Raw genomic sequence first — 20,597 nt, forward strand, 5'->3', positions numbered from 1 at the left:
ACCGCGGTGGGGGAGGAGGTGCTCCTCGTAGGCGAGAAGCCGGAGAGCGCCTACACGCTTGAACTCATGACCATGCTGGGCAAGGGCGCGCCCCGCGTCGTAGTGAGGGCCGTCGGGAGGAACATCTCTAAGGCTGTCTACGTCACGGAGGGCGTCCGGCGCCTAACGGGGGACAAGATAGCCTACGGGAAGATCAGGATATACTCGACGGAGGTCGGCGAGGTAAAGGAGGAAAAGTCCGTCCCGGTGATAGAGATAGAGGTAGTAAACCTGGGGGTGGAGCGCCGGGCGTAGCTAGAGGAGGTTTGCGGAATACAATTCCGCATACTTTATAAGGGTGTGTGGAGCAGTAATCCACATGGGCTTCTTGAGGGAGCTCACAGAGGAGTACCTGGGGTCGCTCAAGTACGTTGCGCGCATCGTCCCCAGGGAGGTCGAGCTTCCGCGCGAGTCCCCGGACATAGTGGCCGTGGTGGGGCCGAGGAGGTCCGGGAAGACGTTCGTCATGCTGAGGAGCGTCGAGAGAGACCTGGCGGAGGGGCTCCAGGCTCTCTACGTGCCGCTGGACGAGCCGTCCCTGCGGAGGCTCGACGCGAGGAGGTTCGCCGAGATGGTGAGGGAGGAGTACAGGGAGGGCAGGGTCCGGCTCTACATGGACGAGGTCCAGGACTGGGAGGACTGGGACTCGAAGCTACGCTGGCTCCACGACGTGAAGGACTTCCAGCTGTACGTTACAGGGTCCTCCTCCGCCCTCCAGTCCTCGGAGATACCGAGCAGGCTCAGGGGGAGGTACGTCTCGAGGCTCGTCCTCCCCTTCTCGTTCAGGGAGGTCGCGCGGGCAGAGCTAGGCGCGGAGCCCTCGACCTTCAGGGAGAGGGGCGCCTTGAAGGGCTTGCTCAGGGAGTACCTGGCCTGGGGAGGCTTCCCGGAGGTGTGGCTGTACAGGTCGAGGGAGAAGGCCGTCGCGCTACTCGAGACGATGTTCTACAGGGACATCGTGGAGAGGCACAGGGTTAGGGAGCCGGAGGCGCTCCTGGAGCTCGCGTACGTGGTCCTCTCGAGTTACGCGAGCCCCGTCACGTGGCGCTCCCTGGCGAGGAGCCTGAAGGGGCTGGGGGTCGAGGTGGACGCTAAGACCGCGGCTAGCTACGTCGAGTACATGCGCCAAGCCTTCCTGGTCTTCGTCGTGAAGCGCTTCGCGTACTCGGAGAGGCTGAGGGCCAGGTCCCCGAGGAAGGTCTACGTCGTGGACCCGGCGGTGGCGAGCCTCTTCGAGAGGCCACTCGACCTCGGCAGGAGGGCCGAGAACGTCGTCCTCGTCGAGCTCGTGAGGAGGGGTTGCGAGCCGGGCTACTACGTCACGTCGAGGGGCAGAGAGGTGGACTTCGCTGCTAAGTGCGGGGGCTCGCTGAGGCTCGTCGAGGTGTGCCTAGAGGTCGAGGAGGGGCACGTGAGGAAAGTCGCCGAGGCCATGCGGGAGCTGAGGCTCAGGGAGGCAGAGCTCGTATCGTGGGACGACGAGGACGAAAGGGAGGTTGAGGGCGGGAGGGTGAGGGTAGTGCCGCTCTGGAAGTGGCTACTCGGAGCGTAGCCCTCCTGAAAAGCCTCGGTAAAGAATATAGGGCGCGTTGCGGCAAGAAGAGTCGTGCGCAACCCGTCAGGACACCGGGAAGCTCACGTAGTGACCGTTGGGACCAGCATCCTCAGGAACGCCGCCTCCAGGGCCTCCGGGGACCTCGCGGGGAGGCTTAGGTCCTGGGCTTCCGCGCGCGTAGGGTCGCGGGAGGACGCCGAGGCGGGCGAGAGGGCCGCGCCGGGGACTCCGGAGTTCAAGTTTCTCTACGACGTGCTCGCGCTCGACCCGCGCGGCGTGAGCGCAGAGCTGAACGCGATGTGGCCGTACCTGGAGGCTGGGCGCGTGGCCGCCGCGTACCTACTCGCGAGCGACTCCGGGGCGTCGACGCTGTGCGCCAGCGTCCTGAAGGAGTACCTGGGGGAGCACGGGGTGGAGGTGGAGGTCGAGCGCGTAGCAGACCTGGGGAGGGACTTCGACAAGGGTCTCTACAACCTGCTAGACGCGCTGTCTAGGGCTGTCGAGGGCTACAGGAGGAGGGGCTACGCCGTCTACGTCAACGCTACCGGGGGCTTCAAGCCCGAGACCGCGGTGGTCTACGCGGCGGCGTCGCTCTTCGGGGCTTCGAGGGTCTACTACATACACGAGACGATGGGCGAGGTCGTAGAGCTCCCAACGCTACCCCTAGCGCTGAGCCCGGGCTACGAGGACTTCGCGAGGCTACTCGAGGAGCCCCTGGCGAGGAGGGAGCTGGAGGCGAAGGTGAGGCCCGAGGCTATCAAGGACGCCCTAGCCAGGGGCATACTGGTCGAGGAGGGGTCCCAGCTGAGGGTCAGGAGGTGGGTCAGGCTACTGCTGGGCGCGAGGTGAGCGCGTGTTCTCCAGGTACGCCGCCCTCGTGAAGAACCTCAGGGGAGTCGTGCTCCTCGACCCCTCGGAGGAGGGCGCGAAGGAGTCGCTACGCTGGCTCGCGGAGAGGTTCAGGTACAGGAACCTCGGGTTAACGCCGGCGGCGGCCGCAAGCCTTGGGTCTCCTCAGAAGCCTTTCAGGGTCCTCGCGTACCCCCTGGAGGAGTACGAGCGCTTCGCGGGGGAGCTCGCTGGGTGCGCGGGGCTCGAGAAGGGGCTCACCGAGCTACTGGTTCTCTCCTCCCTTTACGTGTCGCCGGCTATCCTCGTGGGGTACAGGTACAGGGAGGCTCTTGGCGCGGTCGCGGTCGACGAGGTGAGGGTTCGGGGGGCTATGGGCGTCCAGCAGTGGAAGCTCCACCTGAGGATAGCCGACTACACCGTCCTGGACATGTACGAGTACTCCGTGGAGACGGCCGAGGAAGCCGTGCGGTCGTGCGGGGACGAGGCTAAGGTAGCTAGTTTGCTCGAGGAGAGGGCGAGGCGCGTGGCGGCGGACAAGAAGAGGTACTGGAGGGTGTCGAGCGGGGAGGGAGACGTCTTCATGTACTACGTGGACAACCTACGCGTGTACTGCTCGAGGTGCGGCTCCTCGGGGCTCTGCGGCAGGGACTGGCTGGCCGCGGCGCTAGCGGTGGTCCCCGTAGTGGTGGTGCCTCCAGGCATGAAGTAGCTGAAATTTTTTCTTTTTAGAACCGCTGAAACCGGTAATTTTTACGGTTAAAACGCGAAAAGATAGATATTTTCCACAAGGATTGGGGGAGAGATGGAAACGCCTAGGCTAATGTGCACCCAGCACCCGGACTCCACGGTCAAGGTTCCAGTCCAGGAGGAAGTCGAGGAGGCGGTGAGGAGCTTCCTCGTTTACGGTTGCGACGAAGTGATGTCTGACTACGAGGGGAAGCTTACGCCCTACGCTCAGCCGAAGGAGATAGTCGTGAAGGCGGGGGAGCTGGGAGTACCCGTGGGCGAGGGCTTCTACGTTACCGTTAGGGCTCCCAACCCGAGGCTGGAGGACTTCGACAGGGTCGACCTCGCGCTGGAAGCCGCCGTGCTGGCGAACTACTACTCGTACAAGCGGCTGGGAGTCCAGGCTGTGAGGTGGGTAGTCCTCCCCATGACGGACTCCGCGGAGACCGTTAGGCTCGTCCAGAGGCTCCTCGCCAGGAAGACCAGGGTGCTCTGCGAGGAGGTAGGCCAGCCCTGCGAGCAGGCACAGCTGGTCCCCCTCCTGGAGGACGTGGACTCGCTACTCCGGGTGCGCGAGATCCTGCGCGACCTCCACAGCGCCCTCGCCGAGCTCGGGTCCGACCCCGGGGTTCTCAGGGTCTTCCTGGGTAAGAGCGACAGCGCCTTGAAGGCGGGGCACATCGCGTCCGCCCTCTCGCTGCTCTACGCCCTCGGCGAGTCCGCGAAGGCGGGCGAGGAGCTCGGATTGGAGGTCAAGCCCATACTTGGGGGAGGCTCCCCGCCGTTCAGGGGAGGGGTGAACAACCCCCGCCTAGTCGGCGTCGAGGTGCAGCGGTACAGGGGCTACTCGACGGTCACTGTGCAGTCGGCGGTTAGGTACGACGCCTCGTTCTCCGAGTACCAGGAGGTCCGCTCGAAGCTACTGGGAGGCGCGGGGGGAGAGCCCGGGGACGCCGGGGGCAGGGTAGCCGAGCTGGCGCGGCTCGCGGCTTCGATGTACAGGTCGCTGGCCTCCAAGTACCTGGATTTCGTCAACGAGTATGCGCGGAGCGTCCCGACGACGAGGGACAGGGTCTCGTGGAGAGAGTACGGGAGGGCCCTGGAGCTCGAGGACAAGTTGTTCAGCGCGCCCAGGGCGATAGTCTATACGGCGGCGTGGTACTCGCTGGGGGTGCCGCCGACGTTCCTCGACGCGGACTTCGTGCTCGAGGCCTACAGGGGCGACTTCCTAGACGAGGTGCTCGGGTACCTGCCGGGGCTCGAGGAGGAGTGGAGGTACGACGCCCAGTTCTACCTGCCGAGGCTGGCGGGGGAGAGGCTGGGGGAGGAGCTCGTCAAGAAGGTGGATGAGGCACTCGACGCCATGGGGCTGAGGCCGGAGCCCCTCGAGCCCTACGAGAAGCTCGCGAGGACAGCCCCCGCGGAGCTCCGGGCGTTGCTGCTCGGAAAGGTGAGAGGCTTCCTCGGCTAGCGCTGGGCACGCGACGGTTTTCCTCCGCGCGAAAGGTTCTTATCGCCGGGGGAGTATGGGCTTCGTGTCCGGCTTGAGGGTGTATGCGTCGCTGGGCCTGCTAGCCCTCTCGGTGCCAGCCTTCCTGTTCCCGTCCATATGGCTCGTAGCAGTGGCCGTCGCCGCCTCGGCGCTCGCTTTGGCGCTGACTTTCGGGAGGCGCGCCGGCCTAGCCTTTCTGGCTGTCTACTCGCTTCTCTACCTGCTCCTCGTGCTCCTAGCGGTGCCTCTACCCCTCTACGCCTTGCTCGTAGCCGTGTTCACGGCGTTCCTCCTCTCCGCGGCTACCCGGAGCCGCGCGTTCCTGGCAGCGATGCTAGCCCTCGCGGCCTTCCTCGTAGTCTTTCTGGCGCTCCAGGGGTACTTCCTGGCGTCGTGGCACGGGGGCGTCGTGAAGGTGGCGCCGCCTTCCGAGCTCGCATCGGTATTCTCGAGGTCCCCGGTTATCCTCGTGGGGCACAGGATGGCTGAGGGCGTGGCTGAGACGAGGCTCTCGCCTAACGAGAGGATAGCCGAGTGGGAGCAGATAGTCGTGAATGCCACGCCGTACTGGGTCTTCGCGGTCACGCCGCTGAACACGATGAGCCAGAACTACGTCAGCAAGCTCATACTCGTGAACGCGCTCACCGGCGAGGCGCTCGTAGTCGAAGCCCGGATGCCGGTCGGTAGCGGGCTCTGGCTCTGGGGGAACATCGACCTAAACGCCTACCTGAGGTCCGGCGGCTCGGAGGTCGGCAACACCTTCCCCGTCATCCACGGCGGCAAGCCCTACTTCGTCGCCGGGGTGCACCCGCTACTAGGCACCGTGCCGTCCCCTGGATACCTCTACGTCTACGACTCCACGGGCAACCCCAGGGTCTACCCAGCCTTTTCGCGCGAGCTCGAGGACTGGCCCCAGAGCTACGACTGGGAGTACCTCGACAGGCTCGTCGGGACCTGGCTCTACCACCTCGCGGGCCTAGAGCCCCCCAGCTTCACGCCGCTCCCGAGGGGCTTCCTCTTCCTCCCGGCCTCGCCCTACAGCCAAAACCTCCTCAACATGACGCTACTAGTGCCGGACGCGCGGGGGCACACCCAGAGGGTCTGGTTCGGCGTGAGCCCTGCGAGCCCCAACGCCCTCGCGAGCATAGTCGTAGCGAACAACACTGGCGTGTACTACTTCGACGTCAGGAACCTCGGCATATACAGCCCCCACTACGTCCAGTCCCTCGTTCAGTCCAGGCTACCGGCGATAAGCGGCGGCACGCTCTACGCGAGGTACTCCCAGCTCCTCTGGCTCAACGGGACCTGGCTCTGGGTAACCCCCGTCTACGCCAAGACGGGCGTCACGACCCTCTGGGGCGTAGCAGTGACCAACGCCACGAACCCCACGGCGAGCGAGGTGTACCAGTACCCGGGAGGCGACTACCAAGCCTTCCTGAAGGCCTCGATCTCAGCGTTCCTCTCCTGGAGGCTCAGAGGGGCCCCCGCCGGGCGGTGCGCGTGGGTGAACGGCACTGTGACCGGGGTGTACCAGTTCGTCCACGGAGGCGAGACTAACGTAGCCATAGTCGTCGGGGGTAAGCCTTACCTCGCGAAGCCCTCGATGGGGGTCGAGGAGTTCCTGAAAGCCCTCGAGGTCAAGCCGGGGCAACGCGTCTGGCTGTGCGTCGCGGGCAACGAGGTCGTAGAGGTGAAAATAGAGGGTGGTTAGGTTTAATAGTTCCGGTGCGGAACTGAGTTCCGGTGCGGAACCGTGAAGCTGTTCGACCCTAGGCCCAAGACCAGCAGGGACAGCCTCTTCGACAGGGAGAGGGAGCTCGAAGAGCTACACAGGGCGGTCGACCGCGGGCTACCCCTGGTCGCGTTGCTGGGCGTGAGGCGGGTCGGGAAGACTAGCGTGCTCAGAACCTTCCTCGGGGAGGTGAACGGGCTCTACGTCGACGCAAGGGGCCTCGTGAGGAGGGCAGACCTCGAGACAAGGGTCGCGGACGCCCTCTCGGAGTCCCTCGGGAGGCTTAGGAGGTTCCTGGAGGGCGTGAGGGGTGTCAGCGTGGCGGGCTTCTCCGTGGAGGTGAGGTGGAGGGGGAGGGACTCTGTCAGCCTCGCGGGCCTGCTGAGCGAGATAGACAAGAGGGGCGAGAGGTTCGTGTTCGCCCTCGACGAGGTCCAGCAGTCCAAGCCCCCCGTCTCGGCGGAGCTGAGGAGCGTCCTGGCGTACGGCTACGACAACCTCGAGAACGTAACCTTCGTCGTCGTCGGAAGCGAGGTGGGGATGCTCAGGGACTTCCTGGCGCTCGAAGACCCCTCCTCGCCCCTCTACGGCAGGTACGCCTACGAGGTGCACGTCGAGAGGTTCAGCGAGGACCTCTCCAGGGAGTTCCTCGAGAGGGGCTTCAGGGAGGAGGGCGTCGAGCCCCCGCCGGGCGTCGTGGAGGAGGCCGTCGGATTCTTCGACGGGATAGTCGGGTGGCTGGTGCTCTTCGGGAGGGGCTACGTCGATGGCGCGGGGAGCGTGGAGGAGCTCAAGCGGGCGGCCGTGAACTTGGCGGCGGAGGAGCTCGGGAAGCTCTCGCCCAGGGAGAGGATGGTGCTCAGGGCCGTCGCGGAGGGTTGCAGGTCGTGGAGCGAGGTGCGCAGGTACGTAGACGAGCGCTTCGGAGTCGCGTTGCCGAAGGCCACCCTCTCGAGGATAATCGAGAAGCTGGAGAAGCTCAGCATAATAAGGGGCTACGAGTTCCTCGACCCGGTCTACAGGGAGGCCGCCCGCCGCCTCACCACTTGATCGCGGAGACAGCCTCCCTAACCTTCTCCCGCGCAACGTCCCCCATAGGCCTGCCGAGGGCCTTGAGCGTCAGCCTGCAGAAGGAGCAGAGCTCGCCCTCCGACGGCGCCCCGCAGACCCTGCAGGCCCGGGGAGGGCTGCGCGGCCCTTGCCCCCAGAGCCCGGCGTTCCTCGCGAGCCCCCTGGCGAGCGATATCTTGAAGCCCGGCCTCCTAGCCTCCACGGAGTCCAGGAAAGCCCTGACCTCGCCCTCGACGGAGCGGTTCGGGGAGTACGGGCACCTCTCCTCTGTGAACGGTAGCCCCGAGAGGCGCGCGTAGAGCGAGGCCTCCGACTTGTAGACCTCGTAGAGGGGCCGCACCCTGCCAACCAAGCCGCCCGTGCTCTCGGTCTTCGGGCCCAGCTTCGCAAGCTCGGGGAGCCTCTGGAACAGGAAGTTCTTGACCGCGTACGCCAGCAGGTCGTCCGCGTGGTGCCCAAGCGCTACGACGTCAGCCCCCGCCTCGGCGGCAGCCACGTTGACGAGGTACCTCTTCACCGCCCCGCACACGCTGCAAACAGGCCTCCTAGCCCTCCTCGCGAGCTCCGGCAACCCCACCCCGGCTACCTCCGGGAGGCTCACCACCGCGAAGGGCACGCCGAGGGACCCGCAAAGCTCCTCCACCGCCCTCCTCGAAGCCTCCGAGAACCCCTCGATCCCGAGATCCACGTGGACAGCCGCCAGCCTGAAGCCGAGCGCCACCGAAGCCTTCGCGAGAACCCCGAGCATAGCCGCGCTGTCGGCGCCCCCCGACACGGCGGCCAGGACCCTCCACCCCCTCTCGACGAGCCTGTACCTCTCCAGGGCCCCGAGAACCTTCCCCTCCACGTACCCCGCGAAGTGCGCCCCGCAGAGCCACTTCCTAGCGTACTCTACCCTCGCAACCGCCGGTTCCCCGCAGACAGAGCACCTGGCGTGCAAGGCAACCCCCAGAAAGGTACCGCGATGCCTTTAAAAGTAACCCGCCGGGATAACGTTAGTATGTCTTTGGGGACCGTGCGCCTCGCTGCTGCTACGGCCCTCCTGCTAGCCCTACTCCTACTCGCCGCCGCCCGCGGCGAACCCGTGACTGTGGACGGCTCAGGCTTCGACTGGCCGTACGACTCCTGCCACGCGCTCGACCCCCACGGCGACCTCCTCGACGCGACCCCCCACTGGTACGACAGCAGGGACCTCCTAGCCTGGTACTACGCTGTCGGCGACCAGTACGTCTTCATCAGGCTAGACCTCCTGGACCTAGCCTACGGCGCCGAGACGGCGAGCTACCCGGACGGCGGTGTCGCGGACGCCCTAAACATCTACGTGATGCTCGGGTGGGAGAACGCGCCGGGGTACCAAGAGTGGGCCCCCGACTACCTGCAGCTGAACGGCTACGGAGTCCACATAAGCGACTACCGCTGGGTCGTAGCTATCGCGGTGTACGACTCCGCACACTACAAGGTGTACAGGTACGACTGGTCTGTCCTCGCCGAGAACAGCGGGCTACAGGTAGCCTTCAACAGCCAGTGGGACCTCGTCGAGATCGGCATACCCAGGAGCATGCTGGAGAGCTACGGCTGGACGCCTACATCCAGGGTGTGGGCCAAGATTGCAACCGCGCTCGTGAAGACGGGCGGCGCGAACGTCCTGGCGGACGCCATGCCGAACACGGTCAGCTTCGACGGGAACGCCGGCCGCTACGAGTGGAGCGGCGCCGTGTTCAGCGACCAGAAGTGCGGGACCGCCAAGGTAGCCTTCGTGCACCACGGGAACCAGCACCTCGCGGACAACAGAGCCCTCAACAAGCCTAACGCCGTCAACAGCTACGACTACATACTGAGGGTGCACGAAGAGCTCTCCGCGAAGGCAGGCAGGAGGATACCCGTGTGCGTCCACATGTCGGGAACCCTGGCGGCGAGCTACGTGTGGTGGGACCCGAGCATAGTGGCGCACCTGAGGAGCCTCGCCGCGAAGGGGCTAGCGTGCATAGTCGGGGGAACCTGGGCTGAGTACATCACGGCGTACTTCTACGACAACTTCAACGACCCCTCGTTCTACCTCGGAAAGCTCTACGCCGAGGCACTGTTCGGCTACACCCCGCTCACCGCGTGGATACCCGAGAGGACGTGGGACGACGAGAGAACCGGTATCGCGTACACAGTCAGCAAGCACTACTACGCGGTGATACTCGACGGCAACACGCACCACGATGACTGGAGCCCGAACACCAGCCCCTACAAGCCCCACCAGTACGACCCGTCGAAGACGGGGGGCAGGGAGCTCTACGTCTTCTTCATCGACTGGGAGATGCAGCAACTCCTCCTCGCGAACACGGACGGAGGGCTGAACATAAACCTGAGGAGGAAGCTCGCCTGGGCGGCCACCAACGCGGACCAGCAGATGCTGTTCCTCTACGCGGACGACTGGGAGAAGGCCGCCGGGATATCCAGCCCGAGCTGGGACCCCGGCAACCCGTACCGCTACAGGGACTCGCTGACCTGGATAGCCATGCACCCGTGGATACAGGTCGTAACGGTGGACGAGGTCGTCGGCTGGCTTAGGAGCGGCTCGTGGACGCCGGTGAAGTACTACTACTGCGGCTACGACACCTACTACTACCTCAAGACGTGGGTCCCGGGCTACCCGTACGACTACAGAAGGGCCTACGACGGGTGGTACTGGGGTACGAGCAGCGCGAAGAGTTTCGCCTGGTACGGTAGCGGCCAGCCGGGCTACTCGCTCCCCGACACCACGATGCCATTCGGCGACGTCTTCGGGTACACCACCTACAACGGGTCGCCCGCAAACACCGTGATATACAGGCTGCTGGCCCCGGGGAAGGCTCTGGACAGCGCGCCTAGAAACGAGCTGTGGAGGCTCGCGGTCATGGCGGCTAACGCGTTGCTCTACGAGACAGCCTGGCACGAGGGCTCCGACTGCGTCGGGTGGGGCCTCAACCAGTGGAACCACTTGAGGCTCGTGAACGTGCTCCTACTCGCGTCCAAGTGGCTCGACGACGCGCGCCTCGGGAAGATCGCGGGCGCCTCCTACCTAGTCGGGGACTTCGACTGGGACGGCAGGCCCGAGGCGGTGATCTACAACCGGGCGGTGTTCGCCTACATAGACGACAAGGGAGGCGCGGCGCCCCTCATCTTCGCCTACAACAGGACCACCGACAGGGTCTACGTGTCCGTGGGCGCCCCGCTCGTGTACTGGGGCGTACTGGGCGACGCCTGGTACGGCGACAACCACGTGGGCTTCCTCGCGGACGACTACTTCGACGCCACGGGTAAGAACTACTACTCGTCCAGCTACCAGCTGGTCTCGGCTTCGAGGAGCGACGCCGAGGGGGGAGTCGTGGTCAAGCTCGCGGCTCCCGACATGGACGGGGACGGGCGCCCCGACTTCTACAAGTACTTCGTGCTCCGCGACACCGCCAACTACGTCGACGCGGTCTACGAGCCCTCCGGGAAGGCTGGGACCGTGTACTCCGCCGTCGGCCTCTCGGTAGACCTGCTCGACAGCCTCTTCAACGGCGACAGGGCCGCCAGGGTCGGCGACCCCTCCGGGGCCTCGACGTTCGGCTACAGGAACGGCTACACGGGGGCCTACGCGTACGTCAAGCCGTTGCAGGGCGCGTCGTGGACGGGGCCCCAGGACCTCTCCAAGTACACCCTCCAGTACGTTGCGAAGCTAGCAGTCAGCGTGTCGCAGGGCCAGTCGAAGGTGCGCCTCTACCTGCCCGGCGACCCCGGCCAGTACGCGCCCCGGTGCCAGCCCTCGGCCTACGCGACTATCGGCTTCCTCAGGTCCCCCGGGTCGACGGCGGTGCTCGTGGCTGTGTACGGCAACTCCAGCGCACCCGTGAACTCCTTCGAGGCTAGGGTTGTCGACGCGTCCGGCGCGGGCTCCTGGAGGCTCGACGCCAGGCTCGCCGGCGGCTCCCTCGGCTCCCCCTACGCCTCCTTCCTCTTGAACCTGAGCTCGTCCCAGCTCGCTCCCGGGATGTACTACGTGGAGCTCAACGTGAGCCTGGGGGCCTCGAGGATCGTCGAGAGGGCGTACAGCGTCTACGTGAGGAGGCTCGAACGCGGCTACAACCTGGTGTCCCTCCCGTTCTTCTACAGCGCCGTCGTGAGCCCCTCGAAGGCCTCCGAGCTCGCCGAGACCGCGGGCACCAGCCTGCTCGCCGTGTGGAGGTGGGACGTGCAGGCGCAGAGGTTCAGGGGCTACGTACCCGGTGTGAGCGGGCCCGAGGACGACTTCCCGCTGGAGCCCGGGAGCGGCTACTTCGTCTACGCGAAGTCTCCAGTCGTCGTGGTGTGGGTGGCCGGGAAATGCTGAGGAGAAGGGTCTACGCCCTGGTACTACTGGCGCTGGCGGTGGCTTACGCCGCCACCCGGAACGCGTCCGCGCAGGTCCCAGTAACCGTCTGGGGCTACGTCAAGATGCCGGACGGCTCCCCAGCGGCCGGCGCCTCTGTGACCGTGTCCGCGGGCGGAGCCTCCGCCTCGACGGTAACGGACTCGACCGGGAAGTACAAGGTCGACCTCACGGTTTCCTCGACTCCCGTCACAGTCACCGTGACGGCATCGCTCGGAGGGTACGCGGGCTCGGCGTCGGCGTCCGGGGAGGGCGTCGTGCGGGTAGACGTCGTCCTCCAGCCACCCCCACCGCCACCGAAGAAGCCCACCTCCGTCTACGTCTCGGTCGACAGGCCGGAGTACGGCGTCGGGGACGCGGCGCTCGTCCAGGGCAGGCTGAGCCCCGCTATGCAGGCGGCAGTGAAGGTCGTGGTCGTAGCGCCGAACGGCTCGAGGTACGAGGTCAGTGTGAGCACGGGTAGCGACGGGTCCTTCACGGTCAGGATCCCGCTCACCTCTAGGGGCGCGTGGAGCATCTACGCCGCGTTCCCCGGGAGCGACGAGTACTCCCCGTCGACGAGCCAGGTCGTCACCGTCGTGGCCAAGGAGAAGACCTTCCTGAGCGTCTCCGCGAGGTCCCCCGCGCCGGGCATAGTGCAGGTTTCCGGGTCGCTAGCGCCGGCGCCGAGCGGGGCGGTAGTCGAGGTATACGTGAGCATAGACAACGGCTCCACGTGGGCCCGCCTGCTGAACGCCCCCGTGGGCGGGGACGGTAGCTTCTCGGCGAACCTCTCAACGGCGGTCTACGGGCGCATCCTGGTGAAAGCCGTCTTCCGCGGGACCTTCGACTACGCGCAGAGCGAGACAGCCCCAGTCGCCGTCGAGGTCAGCTCGCCGCGGGAGCTCCTGCTGACCCAGGAGAACGAGAGGCTCAAGGCTAGGGAGAAGGCGCTCAACGAGACGCTGGAGCGCCTGAGCGCCGAGGTAGGCGAGCTGAGGAGGCTCTCGGACGAGCTGAAATCATCCCTGAGCTCGTGCAACGCCACGGTGGAGGCTAGGGAGAGGGCGCTTGAAAACCTGGAGCGCGAGCTGGCGCTGCTGAGGGGCGAACTCGAGAAAACGCGGCTACTCGCCTACGCCGCCGTACCCGCCGCGGCCGCCCTCGGCGCGCTCGCGGGCTTCGCGCTCGGCCGCAGGAAGCGCGGAAAGCGGGAGGCACCTTCGGCCTAGCGCACGCGGAAGGTTTTAGGCGAGCGTTTCAGCCCTAAACTCTTGCCTCCATCCTTTTTCAAAGCTTCTTCGACTCTTCGCGTAGCCTTTCTCTTCGCTTCATCCTCTGCCTTGCTTTTCGCCCGCGCCTCATTTCTTTTCACCTCGACCTCGACGTACTCCTCGCCCGCATGCATCACCGCCACGCCGTCCTCGTAGCGCGCCCCATCCACCATTTAAGGACGGGTTGTAGATGAGTGGGGAAATGATGGGGAGCGAAGATCATAGTTGTAGACCGCCAGAAGGTCAGGTACGTACAGCCTACCCCCGCGTTCCTGGGGCTCGGCTAACAGCTTACTCTTCACCGCTCGAGGGCCGTAGGCTCGTCACAGCCCCTAAAGGCAAAGCGCCGGAGGCTTAAGACCTTTACCCCTCTATCTCCACGACGAGCCCGGCCCCGCCGTCGCCGTAGGCCTCGGGGTGCCTCTCCGCGAGGTACCTCTTCACGCCCTCGCCGCTACAGTGTAGCGGGTAGATCTTCTCGAAGCCGAGGGAGAGGAGCCCCTCGACGACCTCCTTCACTTCGCGCTGGGAGGCGCCGGCCATGTGGAAGCCTCCCAGCACGGCGTACGGCTTGGCCCCGACGTCGCGGATAGCCTGCCGCGCGATGTTGACGACCCCCGGGTGGCTACAGCCCACTACGAGCACGAGCCCCTTCCCCGTGACTATCGCGAGGGCCTCCTCGGGCGGAGGGCCCACGAGAGGCTTAACCACGTAGACCCCGGGCGCCAGCATGGTGGTCTCGTCGACCTCCACGGGCCTCAGACCGAGCCCGGAGACGTAGCCCGAGAGCCCCGAGCCAGCCGGCACGTAGACCCTCAGCCCGCGCCCGGCGAAGAGCCTCAGCCCGCCCACGTGGTCGTAGTGCCCGTGGCTCACCACCACGGCGTCGATGCGCGACAGGTCCACCCCCAGCCTCGCGGCGTTGCGCTCAAGCACGCCCGGCTCCGGCCCAGCGTCGAACAGGAGCCTGGCGCCCCCGGCCTCTACGTACACCGAGAGCCCCCACGCCGACTCGAGCCCGCCCAGCGCCTCGTTATCCACGAGGACCACGAGCCTAGCGGTTGCGGCGTGGGCGCGAGCCTCCCTCCGGACGGCGAGCCAGGCGAAGGGCGCGGCGGCCAGCAACGCTACCAGGGCGGCGTAGGCGTACCGCTTATCCACGGGTACGGTAGCTCCGCGCACGCGTATAAACCTGTGCGCAACGGATATAGGGGCCCTCCGACAGGTAGCCTTATGGGCTGCAGGGCCCTCCTTCTAGCGACCTGGGGCAACCCGGCCCAGTGGAACACCGCGAGGTACGAGCTGGGAGGAGAGAGCGACGAGTCCTTCACGAGCCTCGGGATCCTCTGCAGGCACCTCTCCAAGTCCGGGTGCGAGGCCAGAGCCCTCGTGCTCGTCCTGGAGAGCCTGCTCGACGCGAAGCTCGACAAGGAGCCCGACGGGAAGAGGCCCGGCTACGCGTACCTCTACGAGCGGAGGGAGGAGCTCGCGCGCCTTAGGGGTCTGCTCCTCGAGGGTAGGTACGGCGAGGCGGTGGAGGGGCTCCGCTCCGTCGTCGAGGGCCTCGCGAAGAGCGCGGGCGCCGGGTGCAGCGGGGGAGTAGCGGTGGAGGTGCTACCGGCTATAGGCTCGTTCGGGGGCGGGGTGCGCTTCGCGGGCGACGTGCGGAACTTCCACTCCTTCGCGCTCCTCGCCGCCGCCAGGGAGGTGTTGCGAGGCGGCCCCGCGCCTTCGAAGATAGTGGTCGACCTCACCCACGGGGTGAACTTCATGCCGACCTACGCGTACGAGGTCGCCCGGGAGGCCGCGTCCCTATCGCTACTCGCCGGCTCGCGGTCCGTCGAGATGGAAGTCTACAACTCGGACCCCTACCCGCCGGGCTCCGAGAAGCCCAGCCTCTCCCTGAACCTAGTGAGGAGGGAGGAGGTCCGCGAGATAAGGCTACCCTCCGAGGCGGGCAGCCTGGTGGAGTGGCGCGGCGGCAGGCCGCCGAGCAGGTTCGAGGAGTTCAGGGCCCGAGCGTCGAGGTTCATGGGCGAGAAGGTCTACCCCGTGGTAGCCTCCCTCTACTACCCGCTACCCCTAGCCCTCGTCTACCTAGCCTCGGCTCAGAGTTGGGAGGAGTACCTGGGCGTAGTCGAGGAGGCCAGGAGCCTCTGGGCCTCGTACACCAGGGTCTCCGGCGGGACCGTCGAGCGCCCAGTCTACGTGAACCCCCAGGCTGTCTACGCGGCGCTACTCGCGGCGGCAGCCTGCAAGGCGGTGAGGGAGGAGGGGCTCTCGAACGACGTCGAGTCGCTCGAGAAGCTGAACGAGAGGGTGTACAGGAGGGTCTCCGAGGTCCACTACGCGCTGATAGCGCAGGAGCTCTCCCAGGTCGAGGCCGGGAGGTTCGAGGAAGCCGCCTACCCCCGCAAGCCGGACAAGAGGATCATGATCGCGCACGCCGGGTTGCAGAAGGGCTTCGTGAGGGTCGAGAGGGGTGAGAAGAAGCTCCTGCTCTACGTAGGCGCAGACGGGAAGCCCCTCAAGCCGGAAGACCCCTCGGCCGCCGAGAGCGTGCGAAGCCTCCTCGCGAAGGCCGGGCTGAAGCACTAGAAAGGCAGATAAAGGGGCGCCCCGCAACCCCAGCGGTGATGAGTAAACAGTCGGCCGACGCGTGACGAGCCCGAAGTTTGCTGAGAAAATTTTTGTACCGGGCGTGCGTCCAGGCGGGCGGTATGATAGAGGTTAGGGGCGTCTACAAGAGCTTCGGGAAGGCGAGGGTCCTCGAAGACGTCTCGTTCTCCGTGAGGAACGGGGAGGTCGTGGGCTTCGTAGGGCTGAACGGCGCCGGCAAGACCACCACGATCAGGATAACCGTCGGCGTGCTACCCCCGGACGCGGGCGACGTCTTCATCGACGGGTACTCCGTGTCCGAGGACAAGGTCGAGGCGTCGGCCAGGGTGGGCTGGGTGCCGGAGCTCCCGATATTCGAGTCCGAGTACAGGGCGCTCGACTACTTCGCGTACCTCGCCGGCTACTACGGCTACTCGGAGGGGGAGGCGAGGAGGCTCGGGAGGGAGCTCTTCGAGAGGGTCGGGATAGGCGAGGCGGCGAACAAGAGGCTCGAGGAGTTCTCCCAGGGCATGAAGAAGAGGTTCGCCCTCGCAGTCTCGCTGATCAACGACCCGCCGAACTTCCTGTTCGACGAGGTTCTCAACGGGCTCGACCCCCAGGGGATAGCCTTCTTCAGGGGGCTCGTGCAGGAGTTCAGGAAGGCGGGCAAGGCGGTCCTCTTCTCCTCGCATATACTGAGCGAGGTGGAGGGGCTGGCGGACAGGGTAGTCTTCATACACAGGGGCAGGATCGTCGGGACGTACACGATGGACGAGATCAGGCGGAGGGCTTCCGGAGAGCTACTCGTCTCGGTCTCCCCGCTGGACGACGGGGCCGCCAGCATAGCGGCGAAGTACGGCGAGCCGGAGAAGAGGGGCAACGCGCTTGCAGTGAAGGGCTTCTCGGGAGACCCGTCGAGCCTCGTAGCGGAGCTCGTAGCCGCCGGCTACAGGGTGGCCGAGGTGAAGCGGAGCGAGAAGAGCCTCGAGGAGTTCTTCTTCGAGCTCGTAGGGCTACGGGGTGACGGCGCGTGAGGACACTCCTCTACGACTTCAGGAGGGCCCTCCTGAACTCATCCACCCTGGTGCTCCTAGCCGCGCTCGTAGCGGTCGGCGCCGCCGTCGGCTACATGGCCTACGCTCAGATGACGGGGCAGGGGAAGCTCTTCGGCATCGCGTACACCGTCACCCCGAACTCTTCCGCGGTGAAAGTAGAGGGCCTCGTCTACGACTACACGGGCAACCCCGTCAAGGACAACACTGTGACCGTCAAGCTCCTGGAGTGCTCCGAGGGAGGCGCCGGCGCCTCGATGCCCGCGTGCAGCGTTGTAGCGGAGTGGACTGCTAGAACCGGGGAGCGCTTCAAGGCGGAGCTCAGGCGCGGAAGCACCAACGCGAGTGTAAACCTGGAGATACGGGTCGCGAACAGGTACGGCTCCTCCCTCTCCTGGTCCAGTGGGATTAGGTGTTTTCCAGCGGACATGCACACCTCGCTCGGCATAGGGTTCGGGTCGACGTTTAACAAGACGTGGCTCGCTGTAGGCGAGGTCATACCCCTCGAGGGGGGAGGGTACAGGCTAGCCGTGGCGGTAGCGCCCCCCGACTGCAACTACTCCGAGGTCGCCGGGAGCAAGCTGTACTACACCGTCTACAACGAGACCCCCGGGCGACTCGCCTACGCAGGCGAGCTGGGAGCAAGCGGGGTCGGGGTCTTCGACCTCAAGGCCGCGGGTAGCGGGAAGGCGCTCTACCTAGAGCTCGAAACGCGCCGGGGACGCGTGCGCCTAGACACCCCTGTGTCGCTCGCCGGGAGCTCGGCGCTCAAAGGGTGGATCGTAGCCGCGATGCTCGTATCGTCTAACGTACTCGCCTTCCTCTACCCGATAGCGGTGATGCTCACCGCATACAACCTCGTAGCGAAGCCGAGGTCCACCGGGGCTCTCGAATTCGTGCTCGCGAGGCCTGTTACGAGGCTCCAGCTCTTCCTCTCCAGGTTCGCCGCCGGCGCGCTGGCGTCCGCCGCCTCCCCGCTACTCGCAACAGCGGCCATGCACCTAGTAATCTCGTGGGCCGTTGGCTCGCCGCCACCCCTCGAGGACTCAGCCCTCCTCGCAGCCGGCATAGCCGCCTCGATGCTCGCGTACTACAGCGTGTTCTACTCGATAGCCGCATCAGCGAAGGGGAAGAGCTACCTCCTCCTCGCGGTAGTAGTCTACATAGTCTTCACGGTGCTCTGGGCGCCGATAGCGTTCGCCATCGCGGTCGCAGTTAGAGGAACGCCGGACCCCGCGGCAGTCCAGCAGGCGTACTACTTCAACCCTTCGGTAGCCTTCCAGGCAGCAACGGAAGCCCTGCACCTCAAGTACGGGCAAGCAGCGGTGCAAGCCGCGCTGAAACCAGCCTACGTAGCCGCCGCGGCGGCAGCCTGGGTACTACTCCCACTCGTAGCCGCGTGGCTAGCATTCAGGAAGGCAAACCTCTCCCAGTAGCACGAACCCCCAAACCTTTTTCCGCGCCTCCCCGGGTAGCTACACGGAGGAGGATGGAGAAAAGGAGTACATAGAGTACGTGATAAAGTACGAGGAACTCCACGGGAGGCGTGCCCAAAACGTTAGCTCAGAAAAGAAGGGTTACGACATCGAGTCGAAAGACAGGGAAGGCAACACCCGCTACATAGAGGTAAAGAAGAGAGACCTAAAGTACGGCTTCGTATTCCTAACGCACAACGAGTTCATGAACTTCCTGAGGAACGAAAACTCCTGGCTCTACATCGTCTACAAGGAAAACGGCGAAACACGCGTGATAGAGATTAGCAGAGAAAAAGTACTCAAACACGCCAAGCCAGAGCTGAAGTGGAGGGTAAGCCTGCGGAAGGAAGTAACCGGGCGCCGCGCGCGCAACCAGCGCCAAGACAGCACTTAAATACTTCCGGCGAGAGTATAACGCGTGTCCGTGTCCGCCGAGTACATCGTGAAGCTCTTCGAAGAAGACCCCAAGTCCAGGAAGAGGCTCGCAGAGCTACTAGTCTCCGAGCCGGACGTAAGGCTAGCGCTGATAAACGCAGTCATACGCGACGTCGCCACGAAGCACGACGTGGAGAAGCACTGGGAAGCAACGAGGCGAGACATAGAGGGGCTGAGGAGGGAGCTTGAGGGGCTGGAGAGGGACGTCGCGAGTCTCGCTGAGAGAGTCTCAAGGCTCGAAGGAGCATACGCAGAGCTAAGCAAGAGGATAGACAGCCTCGGCGAGAGGATAAGCGACCTAGACAAGAGAATAGACTCGCTCGATAAGAGGATCGACGGGCTAGACAAGAGGATAGACTCACTGGATAAAAGGATAGAGTCCCTGGACAAGAGGATAGACAGCCTGGACAAAAGGCTAGACCACATCGCGAAGATCTCCTACACCCTCACAGCCTCAGTCCTCGCAACACTCGCGGCAAGCATCATACTCCTCGCAATCATCAGGATACACCCCTAGCCCCGGACACCCGGTGAGAAGCCTGGAGGAGATTAAGTTCTACGAGATAGACCTCGAAAAAGTAGTCGAAACGCTGAAAAAGTACTTCGAGAAGAGAAGCGACGTCGCAGTAGCAGTCCTATTCGGCTCCGCGCTCAGAAGAAGAAAAGTCAGAGACATAGACATCGCGGTACACGCAGACTGGAGCCTAGAAGAACTACTCGAAGCCACCGCAGAGCTAGAAAAAGAGCTGGGAACCCCCGTAGACATCGTACCCCTACCCAACGCCCCACCACAAGTAAGACTAAAAGCGCTGGCAGAAGGCCTACCCATAACCGTGAAAAACCACGCACTCTACACAGAGCTACTCAAAGAGGCAATCGGGGAAACAAGAGACATGGAGGCAAAACTCAGAGAAGAACGCCGGGCAAAAGATCGTCGACAACGGCGAGGAGAGACGGCGAAGACTTAACCACAACCCCGAACTCGACGCTCCTGTACAGCGAGTCCCCCGTGAGGTTAGCACTCGAGAGCAAAACCTCCCCCTCAGACGCGTAGATATTCGCGTGCAGAGGCTTCTCCGTGAACTCAACGTCCAAGCCGGGGTACCGCGCAACCCCCTGACCCTTTACGGTCACGAGCGTAGCACTCCTCCCCGGGCCAGCCTCCCGCAAAGCCCTAACAACGAGCCCAAGCCCCTCGTCGTCCACGCGGGGCGTCACGAGCACGGGCTCCCTGTACGTGTACACCACGTGCGCGACGGCAACCGCGACCACCGGCTCATCCTCCCTACCCCTAACGTACCAGTACTCCGCGGGCTCCCGGAGGTGCTCGCACCCAACGTAGAGCTGGTCAACCATCCGCTCAAACAAGGCGCTAACAACATAGCTGTTGAAGGGCTTCTCAGGGGCCTCGCCGCCCCCAGCAGGACTAACGGGGAGCCCCAGCCTCATCATAACGCCGTTCCAGTACCTCATCTCGCCCCCAAGCTCCCTCACGGCGTCCATAGCGTTGAAGCTACGGCGGGAGCAGAGGTACGAGAGGAAAACCCTCAAGGGATACCAGGACAGCATAACCCTCCTCACAGCCTCGACGCACCCCCTACTCCCCGGCTCCGAGCAAGCACCAGCAACATCCCTCGCAAGCCTCGTCGCGTAGTAGGCTTTCCCGCTGTACGAGAGAAGCCCCGAGTGCCACCCCAGCCTCAGGTAGCCCGACGCGTCGCTAGGGTGGAGACCGAGAGCGTCTGCGATCGTCTTGGCGTCCACCTTTCTCAACGAGGACGCGAGCCTCAGCATCTCGGCGAACTTCTCGAGGTCGAAGGACGTGACGCCCTTGCTTTCGAAGTACGTTTTCCCAGCGTCGAGGAGCGTCTTCACGAACCTAAGCTCCAAGACCCATCCCAGTAATCCGTGCTACTGCTGAAACTTTAACCTTTCC

The 20,597-nt window shown here is 64.9% G+C and carries 18 protein-coding genes and 1 pseudogene; 15 read left to right on the plus strand and 4 right to left on the minus strand.

Going from position 1 to position 20,597, the window contains the following annotated elements:
• Positions 1-6 precede the first annotated feature (6 nt).
• The 7 genes from TPEN_RS06465 (at position 7) to TPEN_RS06495 (ending at position 7,446) form a co-directional block, all read left to right on the plus strand.
• A complete protein-coding gene (locus TPEN_RS06465; protein WP_011752924.1) occupies positions 7-294 on the plus strand; it encodes a DNA/RNA-binding protein in 288 nt (95 codons plus the stop codon).
• A gap of 64 nt (positions 295-358) precedes the next feature.
• Positions 359-1,591 carry an ATP-binding protein gene (locus tag TPEN_RS06470; RefSeq protein WP_011752925.1) on the plus strand — a complete coding sequence of 411 codons (1,233 nt, stop codon included), beginning with the start codon at positions 359-361 and terminating at the stop codon, positions 1,589-1,591.
• Positions 1,592-1,645: 54 nt separating this feature from the next.
• Positions 1,646-2,443, plus strand: a complete 798-nt coding sequence (locus TPEN_RS06475; protein WP_052885233.1) for a putative CRISPR-associated protein — start codon at positions 1,646-1,648, stop codon at positions 2,441-2,443.
• A gap of 4 nt (positions 2,444-2,447) precedes the next feature.
• Entirely contained in the window at positions 2,448-3,155 is a 708-nt protein-coding gene (locus TPEN_RS06480) for a hypothetical protein (protein WP_011752927.1), read from the plus strand.
• A gap of 93 nt (positions 3,156-3,248) precedes the next feature.
• The gene (gene ppcA, locus TPEN_RS06485) at positions 3,249-4,643 is read left to right on the plus strand and encodes a phosphoenolpyruvate carboxylase (protein WP_011752928.1); all 1,395 of its coding nucleotides are present in this window, start codon (positions 3,249-3,251) and stop codon (positions 4,641-4,643) included.
• Positions 4,644-4,707: 64 nt separating this feature from the next.
• Positions 4,708-6,375, plus strand: coding sequence for a hypothetical protein (locus tag TPEN_RS06490; RefSeq protein WP_148677994.1), 1,668 nt, complete (start codon positions 4,708-4,710; stop codon positions 6,373-6,375).
• 42 nt (positions 6,376-6,417) lie between these two features.
• On the plus strand, positions 6,418-7,446 hold the full coding sequence (locus TPEN_RS06495) for an AAA family ATPase (RefSeq protein WP_011752930.1): 1,029 nt from the start codon (positions 6,418-6,420) through the stop codon (positions 7,444-7,446).
• On the opposite strand, the gene TPEN_RS06500 is transcribed toward TPEN_RS06495, so the two are convergent.
• Positions 7,436-8,407: a PP-loop family protein gene (locus TPEN_RS06500; protein WP_011752931.1), complete on the minus strand. Its 972-nt coding sequence runs from the start codon at positions 8,405-8,407 to the stop codon at positions 7,436-7,438. The two genes, TPEN_RS06495 and TPEN_RS06500, sit on opposite strands and share 11 nt — an antisense overlap.
• Before the next feature lie 60 nt (positions 8,408-8,467).
• On the opposite strand from TPEN_RS06500, the gene TPEN_RS06505 reads away from it, so the two are divergent.
• Both TPEN_RS06505 and TPEN_RS06510 read left to right on the plus strand, forming a co-directional pair.
• Positions 8,468-11,809: a glycoside hydrolase gene (locus tag TPEN_RS06505; RefSeq protein ID WP_011752932.1), complete on the plus strand. Its 3,342-nt coding sequence runs from the start codon at positions 8,468-8,470 to the stop codon at positions 11,807-11,809.
• Positions 11,803-13,059: a carboxypeptidase regulatory-like domain-containing protein gene (locus TPEN_RS06510; RefSeq protein WP_011752933.1), complete on the plus strand. Its 1,257-nt coding sequence runs from the start codon at positions 11,803-11,805 to the stop codon at positions 13,057-13,059. The genes TPEN_RS06505 and TPEN_RS06510 overlap by 7 nt, the downstream gene beginning before the upstream one ends.
• Here TPEN_RS06510 and TPEN_RS06515 read toward each other — a convergent pair.
• On the minus strand, positions 13,056-13,274 hold the full coding sequence (locus TPEN_RS06515) for a hypothetical protein (protein WP_052885235.1): 219 nt from the start codon (positions 13,272-13,274) through the stop codon (positions 13,056-13,058). The two genes, TPEN_RS06510 and TPEN_RS06515, sit on opposite strands and share 4 nt — an antisense overlap.
• Before the next feature lie 190 nt (positions 13,275-13,464).
• Positions 13,465-14,262, minus strand: coding sequence for an MBL fold metallo-hydrolase (locus TPEN_RS06520; RefSeq protein ID WP_245534151.1), 798 nt, complete (start codon positions 14,260-14,262; stop codon positions 13,465-13,467).
• A 72-nt stretch (positions 14,263-14,334) separates the two neighbouring features.
• On the opposite strand from TPEN_RS06520, the gene csx1 reads away from it, so the two are divergent.
• From csx1 to TPEN_RS06550, 6 genes and pseudogenes are all read left to right on the plus strand, one after another.
• Entirely contained in the window at positions 14,335-15,699 is a 1,365-nt protein-coding gene (csx1, locus tag TPEN_RS06525) for a CRISPR-associated CARF protein Csx1 (RefSeq protein ID WP_011752935.1), read from the plus strand.
• A gap of 122 nt (positions 15,700-15,821) precedes the next feature.
• A complete protein-coding gene (locus tag TPEN_RS06530; protein WP_052885236.1) occupies positions 15,822-16,733 on the plus strand; it encodes an ABC transporter ATP-binding protein in 912 nt (303 codons plus the stop codon).
• Positions 16,730-18,187 (plus strand): ABC transporter permease subunit, encoded by a 1,458-nt coding sequence (locus TPEN_RS06535; RefSeq protein ID WP_011752937.1) that lies wholly within the window; start codon positions 16,730-16,732, stop codon positions 18,185-18,187. Before TPEN_RS06530 ends, TPEN_RS06535 begins: the two co-directional genes overlap by 4 nt.
• Positions 18,188-18,254: 67 nt before the next feature.
• A pseudogene (locus tag TPEN_RS06540) lies at positions 18,255-18,620 on the plus strand (protein NO VEIN domain-containing protein); the annotation flags it as partial.
• A 30-nt stretch (positions 18,621-18,650) separates the two neighbouring features.
• Complete coding sequence (locus tag TPEN_RS06545; protein ID WP_148677996.1) at positions 18,651-19,178, plus strand: LA_3659 family protein; 528 nt, start codon at positions 18,651-18,653, stop codon at positions 19,176-19,178.
• A 13-nt stretch (positions 19,179-19,191) separates the two neighbouring features.
• Positions 19,192-19,629, plus strand: coding sequence for a nucleotidyltransferase domain-containing protein (locus TPEN_RS06550; RefSeq protein ID WP_011752940.1), 438 nt, complete (start codon positions 19,192-19,194; stop codon positions 19,627-19,629).
• On the opposite strand, the gene TPEN_RS06555 is transcribed toward TPEN_RS06550, so the two are convergent.
• Positions 19,568-20,551 (minus strand): phospholipase D-like domain-containing protein, encoded by a 984-nt coding sequence (locus TPEN_RS06555; RefSeq protein WP_011752941.1) that lies wholly within the window; start codon positions 20,549-20,551, stop codon positions 19,568-19,570. The genes TPEN_RS06550 and TPEN_RS06555 overlap by 62 nt on opposite strands.
• Positions 20,552-20,597: the final 46 nt, after the last annotated feature.

The sequence above is a fragment of the Thermofilum pendens Hrk 5 genome (assembly GCF_000015225.1).
GTDB lineage: Archaea > Thermoproteota > Thermoprotei > Thermofilales > Thermofilaceae > Thermofilum > Thermofilum pendens.

Bases quoted from the DNA above. Each gene is read 5' to 3' on its own strand.
- TPEN_RS06510 (WP_011752933.1), top strand. From the start codon at position 11,803: ATGCTGAGGAGAAGGGTCTACGCCCTGGTACTACTGGCGCTGGCGGTG.
- ppcA (WP_011752928.1), top strand. From the start codon at position 3,249: ATGGAAACGCCTAGGCTAATGTGCACCCAGCACCCGGACTCCACGGTC.
- TPEN_RS06515 (WP_052885235.1), bottom strand. From the start codon at position 13,274: ATGGTGGATGGGGCGCGCTACGAGGACGGCGTGGCGGTGATGCATGCG.
- TPEN_RS06470 (WP_011752925.1), top strand. From the start codon at position 359: ATGGGCTTCTTGAGGGAGCTCACAGAGGAGTACCTGGGGTCGCTCAAG.
- TPEN_RS06505 (WP_011752932.1), top strand. From the start codon at position 8,468: ATGTCTTTGGGGACCGTGCGCCTCGCTGCTGCTACGGCCCTCCTGCTA.
- TPEN_RS06530 (WP_052885236.1), top strand. From the start codon at position 15,822: ATGATAGAGGTTAGGGGCGTCTACAAGAGCTTCGGGAAGGCGAGGGTC.
- csx1 (WP_011752935.1), top strand. From the start codon at position 14,335: ATGGGCTGCAGGGCCCTCCTTCTAGCGACCTGGGGCAACCCGGCCCAG.